The sequence below is a fragment of the Nonomuraea sp. NPDC005501 genome, from assembly GCF_040605905.1.
Classification (GTDB): domain Bacteria; phylum Actinomycetota; class Actinomycetes; order Streptosporangiales; family Streptosporangiaceae; genus Nonomuraea.
Genome location: NZ_JBEXDT010000024.1, coordinates 75,439 through 86,160, shown reverse-complemented (window position 1 = coordinate 86,160; position 10,722 = coordinate 75,439). Strand labels below are relative to the sequence as shown.

At 74.2% G+C, this 10,722-nt stretch carries 10 protein-coding genes; 4 read left to right on the top strand and 6 right to left on the bottom strand.

Going from position 1 to position 10,722, the window contains the following annotated elements; all coding sequences use genetic code 11:
* Positions 1–761 (bottom strand): DUF5937 family protein (locus ABZS51_RS14950; protein WP_355440396.1); only part of this gene is annotated, 761 nt, incomplete at its 3' end.
* Between the two features lie 62 nt (positions 762–823).
* On the opposite strand from ABZS51_RS14950, the gene ABZS51_RS14945 reads away from it, so the two are divergent.
* The 3 genes from ABZS51_RS14945 to ABZS51_RS14935 all read left to right on the top strand — a co-directional run bounded on the left by ABZS51_RS14945 (position 824) and on the right by ABZS51_RS14935 (position 4,143).
* A complete protein-coding gene (locus tag ABZS51_RS14945; protein ID WP_355440394.1) occupies positions 824–2,077 on the top strand; it encodes an MFS transporter in 1,254 nt (417 codons plus the stop codon).
* A gap of 123 nt (positions 2,078–2,200) precedes the next feature.
* Complete coding sequence (locus tag ABZS51_RS14940; RefSeq protein WP_355440391.1) at positions 2,201–3,640, top strand: DNA-3-methyladenine glycosylase 2 family protein; 1,440 nt, start codon at positions 2,201–2,203, stop codon at positions 3,638–3,640.
* Positions 3,637–4,143 (top strand): methylated-DNA--[protein]-cysteine S-methyltransferase, encoded by a 507-nt coding sequence (locus tag ABZS51_RS14935; protein ID WP_355440388.1) that lies wholly within the window; start codon positions 3,637–3,639, stop codon positions 4,141–4,143. The genes ABZS51_RS14940 and ABZS51_RS14935 overlap by 4 nt, the downstream gene beginning before the upstream one ends.
* On the opposite strand, the gene ABZS51_RS14930 is transcribed toward ABZS51_RS14935, so the two are convergent.
* A complete protein-coding gene (locus tag ABZS51_RS14930) occupies positions 4,083–5,288 on the bottom strand; it encodes an MFS transporter (protein ID WP_355440385.1) in 1,206 nt (401 codons plus the stop codon). The two genes, ABZS51_RS14935 and ABZS51_RS14930, sit on opposite strands and share 61 nt — an antisense overlap.
* 90 nt (positions 5,289–5,378) lie before the next feature.
* On the opposite strand from ABZS51_RS14930, the gene ABZS51_RS14925 reads away from it, so the two are divergent.
* The gene (locus ABZS51_RS14925; RefSeq protein WP_310708253.1) at positions 5,379–5,810 is read left to right on the top strand and encodes a MarR family transcriptional regulator; all 432 of its coding nucleotides are present in this window, start codon (positions 5,379–5,381) and stop codon (positions 5,808–5,810) included.
* Between the two features lie 84 nt (positions 5,811–5,894).
* On the opposite strand, the gene ABZS51_RS14920 is transcribed toward ABZS51_RS14925, so the two are convergent.
* The 4 genes from ABZS51_RS14920 to ABZS51_RS14905 form a co-directional block, all read right to left on the bottom strand.
* Positions 5,895–6,923, bottom strand: coding sequence for a hypothetical protein (locus ABZS51_RS14920; protein ID WP_355440381.1), 1,029 nt, complete (start codon positions 6,921–6,923; stop codon positions 5,895–5,897).
* Complete coding sequence (locus ABZS51_RS14915) at positions 6,920–7,618, bottom strand: hypothetical protein (RefSeq protein WP_355440378.1); 699 nt, start codon at positions 7,616–7,618, stop codon at positions 6,920–6,922. The genes ABZS51_RS14920 and ABZS51_RS14915 overlap by 4 nt, the downstream gene beginning before the upstream one ends.
* Positions 7,619–7,713: 95 nt before the next feature.
* Entirely contained in the window at positions 7,714–10,389 is a 2,676-nt protein-coding gene (locus tag ABZS51_RS14910) for a BTAD domain-containing putative transcriptional regulator (RefSeq protein ID WP_355440376.1), read from the bottom strand.
* Positions 10,320–10,722, bottom strand: a 403-nt coding sequence (locus ABZS51_RS14905) for a hypothetical protein (protein WP_355440373.1), incomplete at its 5' end; no start/stop codon positions are given. The genes ABZS51_RS14910 and ABZS51_RS14905, both read right to left, overlap by 70 nt.

Below are 10,722 nucleotides of genomic sequence, written 5' to 3'. Positions count from 1 at the left end.
AGCACGGGGGCCAGGGGGGTGGGGGTGTCCGCCGCGCGGCTCTCCCACAGCGTGGCCACGCCGCGCGGCGGGTAGCGGACCGTCGGCTGGTACGGCGGCGTCGTGACGGAGAAGACCCTCGGCCAGGCGAACACGCACGGCACCAGCAGCAGCCCCAGCCCGCGCAGTGAGCGGACGCCCGACACGTAGCGGTTCCGCAGGTGCAGCCTGCCGTCCTCCCAGGTGACGCCGTCGTCGAGGTCGGCCAGCATGCGGTCCGCGCCGCCCTCGGCGAGCACCCTGGCGCGGCGCAGGATCTCGCCGTCGAGCAGCGACCTGATCCTCGGCCAGTACGGGGCGATGGCCGCCTCCCAGTACCCGCCGACCTCCTCCGCCAGGCGTTCCAGCCCCTTGTCCGGGTCGTCGTACAGGGCCTGGACGCGTTCGGTGCGGGGGCCGCCCACGTTGTCGAGGTCGGCGCGGACGCGGCCGGCGGCGGCGCGCATCGTGGCGAGCTCCACCTCCAGGTCGGGCGTCGAGGTGGACGGCGGGGTGCAGGTGAAGCCGGCGATCGAGACCGTGGGAACGGGCACGAGGTCGGACAGCAGGCGGAAGTCGACGTCCGCCAGGCGGCGCCGTACCTGCTCGGCCCAGGGGCGCAGGGCGGAATGGGCGGCGGGGTCCTTGACCACGCGGACGCTGGCCACGACCTCGCCCAGGGGTGAGACGGCGAAGCGGATGTTGGCCATGTCCTGGGCCGTGAACGCCAGGGTGAGGGGCATGTGGATTAACGCCTCGCTTCATCAATAGCCCTATAGGCCGGTATTTCAGCATCGTCAGTGGCATGACTTCCACCTCCTCCCCCGCCACCCCTGTTCCGGCCGCCGCCGCGACCCCGCTGCTGCGGCACCGCGGCTTCCGCAGCCTGTACGTCGCCGGAGCGGTCAGCGGGCTCGGCAGCCAGGTCAGCCAGGTCGCCCTCCCTCTGCTCGCGGTCACCGCGCTCGGCGCGGGTCCCGGCGAGGTCGGGCTGCTCAGCGCGCTGGGCACGCTCACGGTGCTGCTGCTCGGGCTGCCGGCGGGCGTCTGGGTCGATCGCTCACGGCGGCGGAGCCTGATGATCCTCACCGATGTCGCGCGGGCGGCCGTGCTGCTGTCCGTGCCGGTCGCGTGGTGGATGGGATGGCTCGGCATGGGCCAGCTCTACGCCGTGGCGGTGCTGATGGGGGCCGGGACGATGGTGTTCGACCTGGCGGCCGTGAGCGTGCTGCCGGGGCTCGTCGGACGGGATCGGCTGATGGCGGCCAACTCGCTGCTCGTGGGCACCCAGGCCGGGATGGACGTCACCGGCAAGAGCCTGGGCGGCGTGCTGGTGCAGGCCATGGGGGCGCCCGTGGCGCTGCTGCTCGACGCGCTCAGCCACCTGTGGTCGGCCGCCTGGCTGCGCCACGTCCCCGAGCCGGCTCCCCCGGACCGGCCGGCGACGGGCGAGGGGGTGGGACGGCAGATCGCCGAGGGGGTGCGCTTCCTGCTCGGCAACACCGTCCTCGTCGCGCTGTGCGTGATGGGGGCCATGGCGAACCTGGCCTTTCCCCTGCTCTCGGTGCTGCTGCCTGTGCTCCTGGTCCGGCAGCTCGGTCATCCGGAGTGGGTGCTCGGGGCGTACCTCGCGGCGGGCGGGCTGGGCACGCTCGCCGGGTCGGCCACCGCGCACCTGTTCGGCCGCCGGCTCGGCGCCGGGCGGACGACCCTGCTGCTCAGCCTCGCCACGGCGCCACCGGCGTTCGTGATCCCGTTCCTGGACCGCGGCCCGTGGCTGTGGGCCGCGGCCGGGGCGTGGTTCGTGCTGACGTTCCGCACGGGGGTGAACAACGTGCTGCTGGTCAGCGTGCGGCAGCGGATCATCCCGGACGGCATGCTGGGCCGGGCGAACGCCACGATCCGCCTCGTCCTCATCGGTGCCGTCGGCCTCGGCGGGCTGCTCGCGGGCGTTCTGGGCGAGGTGTGGGGCGTGCGGGCGTCGCTCTGGGCGGGCGCGGTGATCATGGCGCTGAGCTGGCTGCCGGTCGTGCTCTCGCCACTGCGCCGTCAGCGTTGATCTCGCCCTGCGACAGGGTCCGATTTCCGCCACTCACCCCGCACGACCTGCTGACCTGCGGTTTCACGTTGAGGTCCGATTTCCGCCGGTCCCACCGTCCCGACAGCGCATAACGTCGGAGGCATGTCACCACTGGAGCTCGACTTCGAGTCCTGCTACCGGGCGGTCTCCTCCAGGGACGCCCGGTTCGACGGGCGTTTCTACACGGCGGTGACGACCACGCGCATCTACTGCCGCCCGATCTGCCCGGCACGCACCCCCTCGTCCAGAAACGTGCGCTTCTACCGGCACGCCGCCTCGGCCGAGGCCGCCGGCTTCCGGCCGTGCAAGAGGTGCCGGCCCGAGCTGTCGCCCGGCGACCCCGGCTGGGACGTGCGCGGCGACCTCGTCGGGCGGGCACTGCGGCTGATCGACGACGGGGCGGCCGACGAGCGCGGCGTCGCCGGGCTGGCGGGGCGGCTGCACATCACCGAGCGCCACCTGCACCGGCTGTTCGTCGCCGAGCTGGGCGTGGGACCGCTGGCCGTGGCCAGGACCAAGCGGCTGCTGCTGGCCAAGCAGCTCCTCACGGAGACGGCCCTGCCGGTCACGGACGTGGGGTTCGCCGCCGGGTTCGGCAGCGTCCGGCAGTTCAACGCCGCCATGCGGGAGACGTACGGCTTCACGCCGAGCGAGCTGCGCGCCACGGCCGGCGGTCCGGCGCGGGCCGCCGGGGCACAGTCTCCCCGCGTGGGGGCGCCGTTGCGGCTGCGGCTGCACCGGCGCGAGCCGTACGACGTGGAGGGGGTCTTCGCCTTCCTCGCCGCCCGCGCGATCCCGGGGCTGGAGGTGGCGACCACCGCCTCCTACAGCCGGGCCGTGCCCGGGGGCGTCATCACGCTCACCCCGCTGCCGGGGCACATCGCCCTGGACGTGGCGGTGGACGACACACGGCAGCTCGCCCGGCTCGTGGCCCGCTGCCGACGCCTGCTGGACCTTGACGCGGACCCCGGCGCGATCGCCGAGGCGCTCGGGCAGACCTCGCTGCGTCCCCTGGTGGAGGCGCGGCCGGGGCTGCGCGTGCCGGGGACGTTCGACGGGTTCGAGCTGGCGGTGCGGGCCGTGGTGGGGCAGCAGATCTCCGTCGCCGGCGCCCGCACCCTGCTGGGCCGGATCGTCGCCCGCGCGGGCCGCCCGGCCGCGGGCGCGGACGCCACGACGCCGGCGCTGCTGTTCCCCTCGCCCGAGCAGGTGCTGGAGGCCGACCTCCAGCAACTCGGGCTGACCGGACGCCGCGTCCTCACCCTCAAGGAGCTGGCCGCGCGGGTGGCGGACGGCCGGCTCGACCTCGACGGCGGCCAGGAGCCCGCCGAGGCCGTCGAGGCGCTGCTCGACGTGCCCGGCATCGGCCCGTGGACGGCCAGCTACATCGCGCTGCGGGCGCTCCGCGACCCCGACGCGTGGCCCACCGGCGACCTGGTGCTGACCAAGCGCATGGCCGCCCTGGGCATCACCGACGACCACATCGAGCGGTGGCGGCCCTGGCGGGCCTACGCCGCCCTGCATCTCTGGAGCTCATCATGATCGACACTATGGTCCTGCCCACCCCGATCGCCCCCCTCTCCCTGCTCGTACGGCAGGGCGTGCTGATCGCGGGCGGGTTCACCGGCGAGCCCGGCGAGCTGTTCGCCCGGCTGTCGCCCGAGCTGCGGGCCGAGGGCATGACCGTCGCCGCCGACCTGGGCCCGGTGACCCGGGCGGTCCGCGACTACTTCGACGGCGACCTCGACGCGCTCGACGCGATCCCGGTCCAGCAGCCGGGCAGCGAGACCCGCAGGCGCCTCCACCAGGCGCTTCGGGAGGTCCGGGCCGGCACCACGGTGTCGTACGCCGAGCTGGCCGAGCGGGCGGGGCTGCCGAGGACGGCGGCGCGCGCGGCGGGCTCGGCCTGCTCGCAGAACCTCATCGCACCGTTCGTGCCGTGCCACCGGGTGCTGCCCAGCACCGGCGGCTACGGCGGCTACCTCTACGGCGTGCCGGTCAAGGAGTGGCTGCTGTCGCACGAGTCCACCGGCCGCCCCGCCTGATCGCGGGTGCGCAGGGCGTGGAATCCCGCCAGGCCCGCCACCGCCAGCCCGGCGACCCCGAGCAGCGCGGCGGTCCAGGCGGGAGCCACGTACCCGAGTCCGGCGTCGATCGTGAGGCCGGCAGCGAACGAGCCGATGGCGTTGCCCACGTTGAAGGCGCCGATGTTGGCGGCCGAGGCCAGCGTGGGCGCGCCCGCCGCGGCGTCCAGCACGCGGGTCTGCAGCGGCGGCACCGTGGCGAACCCCGCCAGGCCGAACAGCGTGATCACCACCATGAAGGCGATCTGGTTCCGCGCGACCAGCGCGAGCGCCACGGCCAGCACCGTGAGCAGCGCGACCGAGCCGTAGATGGCCGGCATGACCGCCCGGTCGGCGAGCCGGCCGCCGACGAGGTTGCCCACGACGAGCCCCACGCCGAACAGCGCCATCACCACGGGCACGGCCCCGGCGGAGAACCCGCCCACACCGGTCATCATGGGCGCCACGAAGGTGATGACGGCGAACACCGGCGCGAACCCGAACACGGTCATCGCCAGCGCCAGCCACACGCCGCCCGAGCGGAACGTGGCCAGCTCCCGCAGCACGCCGCCCTCCGGGCGCGGCCGGCGCGGCACCAGGGCCAGCACGCCGGCGAGCCCGGCCACGCCGATCGCGACGACCAGCCAGAACGTGGCGCGCCAGCCGAACCCCTGGCCGATCCAGGTGCCGAGCGGCACGCCGGCCACGTTGGCCAGGGTCAGGCCGGTGAACATGAGCGCGATGGCGCTGGCCCGCTTCTGCGGCGCGACGAGCTCGGCGGCCACCACGGAGCCGACGCCGAAGTAGGCGCCGTGCGCGAAGGCGGCCAGCACGCGGCCGATCATGAGCACGCCGTACGAGGGCGCGAGCGCCGAGAGCAGGTTCCCGGCGATGAACAGCACCATCAGTGCCAGCAGCATGGTCTTGCGCGGCAGCCGCCCGCCGAGCATGGTCAGGGGCGGCCCGCCGACCGCCACGCCCAGGGCGTACCCCGAGACGAGCAGCCCGGCGGTGGGGATCGTGACACCGAAGTCCGTCGCCAGGTCGGGCAGCAGCCCGTTGATGATGAACTCCGTGGTGCCGATGCCGAAGGCGCTGATCGCGAGGGCGAACAGGGCGAGAGGCATAGAATACTCCTCAGACGACGTTAGTAAGCGTAGACATTATTTGCACACGCCGACTAACTCACCATACAACGATGTCTGGAGGGGTGTCACATGCCGCTGCCCGACGACGCCGCGGAGGCCCGCGCCCAGGGCTGGCGCCGGCTCGCCGCGCTGCACGCGCGGATCGAGGACAGGCTGGAGAGAGCCCTGCAGAAGGAGCACGAGCTGAGCGTGAGCGAGTACACCGTGCTCGACGCGCTCGGCAGGCAGGACGGCTGGCACATGCGCATGCAGCAGCTCGCCCGCGCGGTCGTGCTCAGCCAGAGCGCCACGACCAGGCTCGTCACCCGCTTGGAGAACCGCGGCCTGCTCCACCGCTACCTGTGCGAGGACGACCGGCGCGGCATCTACTCCGAGGTGACGCCCGAGGGCCGCGCGCTGCTCGCCGCCGCCGAGCCCACGCACGACGCCGTGCTCAAGGAGGTGCTGGCGGAGGCGGCCGAGGTGCCGGAGCTGGCCCCCCTGGCCGCCGTCATCGCCTGACCGCCTCCGGGCTTTCCCGAGGCCTCATCCCGTGCCGTCGTGCTGCTGGGGCGTTCACTCCGTGCCGTCGTTCTGCTGGCGTGTTCACTCCGTGCCGTCGTCGCGTACGCTGCTCTGCACCTCGCCGACCGGCACATCCCGGGTGGCGCTCATCCGGACGGGCTGGTACTGCACCTGCACCCCCGGGTCGGCCACCTCCACCGGCCACACCGTCGTCACCGTGAGCTGGTACACCTCGCGCGGCTGGTCGATCGACGCGCGCAGGTAGCTCACCCCGCAGGTGTACGTGCCGCCCTTCGTGTACGGCTTGCCGGCCGGACCGCAGTCGGCCGACACCTTCGCCCGGTCGTCGCCGGTGCCCGGGTCGATGTCGATGCTCTTCAGCGTGGCCACCACGGTCGCGCTCATGATGCCGGGCAGCGTCGCCGTGGCCGTCCGCCTCGTCTCGCCGGCGTCGTCCAGCCAGACCCAGGTCGGCAGGTTCACGAAGCTCTTGGCGTCGGGGTTCAGCCGGATCCTGGGCTCGGGCACGGTCAGCGCGGCCCGGGCGATGTCGGTCAGCTCGCGGATCGTGATGCCCTGGGGCGGCGTGGTGTTCGGCGGCACGAAGACGAACATCTCCAGCCCGGTCCAGCACGAGATGCCCCGCGGATCGCTCTCGCTGTAGGCGGGCGTCCACCAGCGGCCCGGCTTGCCGACCTTGTCCTTGAACTGCTCAAGGAAGCGCAGGAAGCTCTCCTCGTCGGCCTTGATCCGGGCGAAGTGGTCGGGCGAGCTCTCCTGCTGCTTCAGCATCTCCTCCGGCGTGGGGCCCGGCTCGTACCAGCAGGGGCTGGTCAGGCGGTAGCCGTCGCGCTTGCCGCCCTTGACGCCGTTGCCGCTGATGATGATGCGCGAGCCCTTGAGGGTCAGGACGCTGGTGTTGTTGTTCTGAGTCGCCTCGGCGGAGACTCCGCCCAGGTCCTTCGGCGGCTTGCCCCGCACACCCGCGCTCTGGACACCCGCACCCTGGACGCCCGCATTCTGGACGCCCGCATTCTGGACGCCCGCATTCTGGACGCCCGCGGCGGTCACCATCAGGCTCGCGACCAGCAGAGGGATCAGCGGCTTCATCGGTCACACCCTTTCTCACCGGCGACGAACGTCCGGATGCGCCACGTACCGTCGTCGTAGCGGTGCGCGGCCACGCCCTGCACGTACGGGGCGCGCGTCCAAGCGGGCTGCTCGGCGACCGCCTTGCCGGTGCGCGTGGACACCAGGCGCACCCCCGTCTCGTCGAAGCACGCGTTGACCTGCGCGCCCTTGCCCATGACGGACTGGACCCGCAGGTTGTACACGCGGGCGACGCCACGCAGGCTCCGCTCCCGGTCGGCGAACGCGTCCACCCACCGGCCGGCCACGCCCACGGCGTCGTACTCCAGGTTGTCGAGGTAGCCGTCGTCACCGGTGACCACGGCCCGCCGGGTGTCCACGTAGTAGTCGGCGACCAGCCGCACCAGCGGGTCGGCGTCGGGCGGCCACTCGATGCGGACCCGCAGCGCGTCACCGATCCGCACGGTCTGGGTGCCTTTCGGGATCGCTGACTTCGCCGTCGCCGGCCGCCCCGTGCTCCCGTCCGGGACGGATGGCGTGGTGGCGTCCGAGGACGCGGTCCCGGTCGGCGGCGCGCTCACGTCGGTCGGCGGCGCGCTCGTGGCGGGCGCCGGGGCGCCACCCGGCGTGTACGGCCGCGCACTCTGCCCACCACACCCGGCCGCCGCCACGCTCCCGGCCACCACCAGCACCACAACCCAGCCGACCCGCCTCATACGGCCGATCCCGCCGACTCCCGCACCCCACCGGCCCCTTCCGGAGCCCCGCGCACCTTCGGCTCCCGCAGGCCGCCGAACCCATCGCGTTGATCTCATGCCGTCGACTCCCTCACCACGTGGATGCGCCAGGCGGGCAGCAGCTCGTCGATCAGCGCCTCGGTCTCCGGCGCCAGCCCGCCCGTGTAGGAGTGCGCCCCCGATCTCCTGGTCAGCGCGTCGACCACCGCGCGCAGCCGGACGAAGTCGCGGGTCGCGTGCGTCGCGCGCAGCAGGTCGCGCCACAGCCCCTCGTCGTCGGCCGCGAGCAGCAACGCCGCCCGTACGGCCGCCACCGCGGACTCCGGATCGCCGTGCGCGAGTCGCAGCTCGCACAGCCGGTGGGCCGCGTCCGCCACCGCCGCCGTGACGTCGTACTCCAGGTCGTCGGCCGCCAGCCACGCGTACCGGCCGGACGGCCGCCCGCTCAGCAGCGGTCCGCGAACCAGCCCCAGCGCCCGTTCGAGCAGCACGGCCCGCGCCGCCGGATCCCGGTGCGACCGGCGCACCAGCTCCCGGAACAGCGCCCAGTCCGTGCGCACGCCCGGGCCGAGACTCAGCCGGCCCGCCTCGTCCACCCGCAGGTGCTCCTCGCCGAGCCAGCCCGCGACCCGGGCGATCGTGGCGTCGCGCACCATGCCCTGCACACCGCGCGGCCACAGCACACCGCCGAGGACGACCGGGTGAACACCGCCGGGATGCGTGGCCAGATACACCAGCATCTCCGCGGCCAGCGCCATCCGGCCCTCCTCCAGCGGGTCGAGGCCGACGATCTCGATCGGGCCGAGCATCCTGACCTCCACCTCGGCGGGCCGGAGGTCCTCCAGCGGCTCGGCCTCGGCGATCGGCTCGCCGTCGTACCGGCCGGCCGTACGGAACAGCTCGACGAGCGCCTGGTAGTGGCGGCGCGGCAGGAGCTGGGCGGTCACCTCGAAGCCCAGCTCGGCGATCCGCGCCTTGCCCTCGGAGGTGATCTCCAGGGTCCAGGTGGCGTGCGGCACGTCGCCGGTCACCACGTAGCCGGCTGTGTCGTTGCGGGCCAGCAGCGCCAGCCGGCGGGCCTCCTCCTGGGTGGGGGTGACGGCCGACAGCAGGTAGTGGGCGTCGCGCGGCCGGCCCGTGATCCGCCCGGTCAGCACCTCCTGGCGCGGCGCGGCGGCCGCCTCCAGCTCCGGCAGCACCTCGGCCAGGCTGCCCACCGCCCGCACCCGTTCGGGGGCGATGGCGGTCAGCTCCTGGCCGAACCCGACCAGCGTGATGCTCATGCGGTCGGACCAGCGGTTGGTGGCCAGCTCGACGGCCAGCGCGGCGAGCGCGGCCGTGGTCTGCGGGCCACGGATGTTGATCAGACCCTGGGCGGCCTCCAGGTCCACGAGCACCCGGCCGCCCGCGTCGGTGCCGAGCGACACCAGCCCGGGGTACGGCGCTCCGCCGGGGCCTCCGCCCGCACCTGCGGCGTCCCAGCGCTCGGCCAGCAGGCGGCCCTCGTGGGCCGGCAGCCGCCACACCTGGCCGCCGTCCTGCACGGTCCAGGGTGCGGGCGCGTCGCCGTCCGGCGGGTGGATCCACAGGTCGAGGGTGCGTGCGGACAGGTGCGCCGCGTACACGGTCGGCGGCGTGCGGCCCTGCGCGGCGAGCTCGGCGCCCAGCACCCGCAGGCCGATGTCGAGCAGGCGCGTGCCGGGGGCGTCGGCGCCGATCCGCAGCGCCACCTCGGCGCTGGCGGCGTCGCCACGCGGGCGCGCGATCCGGCGGCCGAACGCGCGCCGCCACAGCTGCTCACGCCGCCGCCGGCCGAGCAGCGCCAGCAGGCCCGCGGCGGCCAGCGAGGCCCCGGCCAGGTAGTCGACGAGATCCAGCCCCTGCTCCTGCTCCTCCTGCCGCTCGGCGCCCTGCCGCTCGGCGCCGTGCTGACGCGGGGTTCGCTGCTCGGGGCTGTGGTTCTTGGGGCTCTGGTGCCTGGCCTCCTGGCGGACCTCGTCGGCGACGCGGCCCGGCGTGACGGTCGCCCGGCCGGGGTGCTCGCGCAGGGTCTGCGCCCGCGCCTGCTCGGCGGGGACGACGTGGGCGTGGCGGGCGTCGTCGGGCATGTCGAGGACCCAGCCGGGCCGGATCAGGTCTGCCATGCGCAGGCGGGCGCCGTCGGGCTGCTCCTTGTGCTGGTTCAGCTCGAAGATCTCGGGATAGCGACGGCCGTCGCCGAGGCACTTCTCGGCGATCTCCCACAGGCTCTCGTGGTGGCGGCCGTGCGGCGGCTGCACCACGTACACCTTCTTCGCCCGGTGCTGGACCGTGTGCGGCGTCTCGGCCGGCTGCTCGGCGACGGGCGCGGTGAACGCGACGGCCGCCACCACCGGCGCGGCGGGCGGAGTCATGCCGAGGCGCGCGATCGGCACGGCCACGGCCCCGGCGGTGAACAGCAGCAGCACCGCCGAGACGAGCCGGTTGGCCAGCGCCTGGGTGCCGCCGGAGAACGGGACGCGGGCGGGCATGCCGACCCTGCGCACCCCCGCGTACACCTCCACCATGACGCACGCCACGAGCTGCAACCAGGCGAGCCACACGAGCACGAGGAGCACGGCGACGATCGTGGACGGCCCGACGCTGCTGGTGAGAAGGTCGAGGTCGAGCAGCTCGGGCGCGATGGGCGGTCCGGCGAACCTCAGCAGCGCGTACGGCACACCGCCGACGAGCCCGACCAGGACGACGAGCGCGCCCAGCCCGGCGACCACGTCACCGGGCCCCCGCCGCGCCGCGGCCCGCGCATGCCCAGGCCCTGCTCCGGCCGCACGCCTCTGCCCGGCTTCCCGAGCGATCGGCCGACCGGCCGCCCGCGTCCCCTCCCGCCCGGCCCCGGAATCCCAGCCATCGCCCCGACCCCCATCGTCACGCCGGGAATCCCAGGCACCTCCACGGCCGCCGTCACGTGCCCGCCCAGCCTCATGCTGTGGGTCCCACGCACTCGCGCGACCAGCATCCCGTCCCTGCCCAGCATCCCGTCCCTGCCCAGCATCCCGTCCCTGCCCAGCATCCCGTCCCTGCCCAGCATCCCGTCCCTGCCCAGC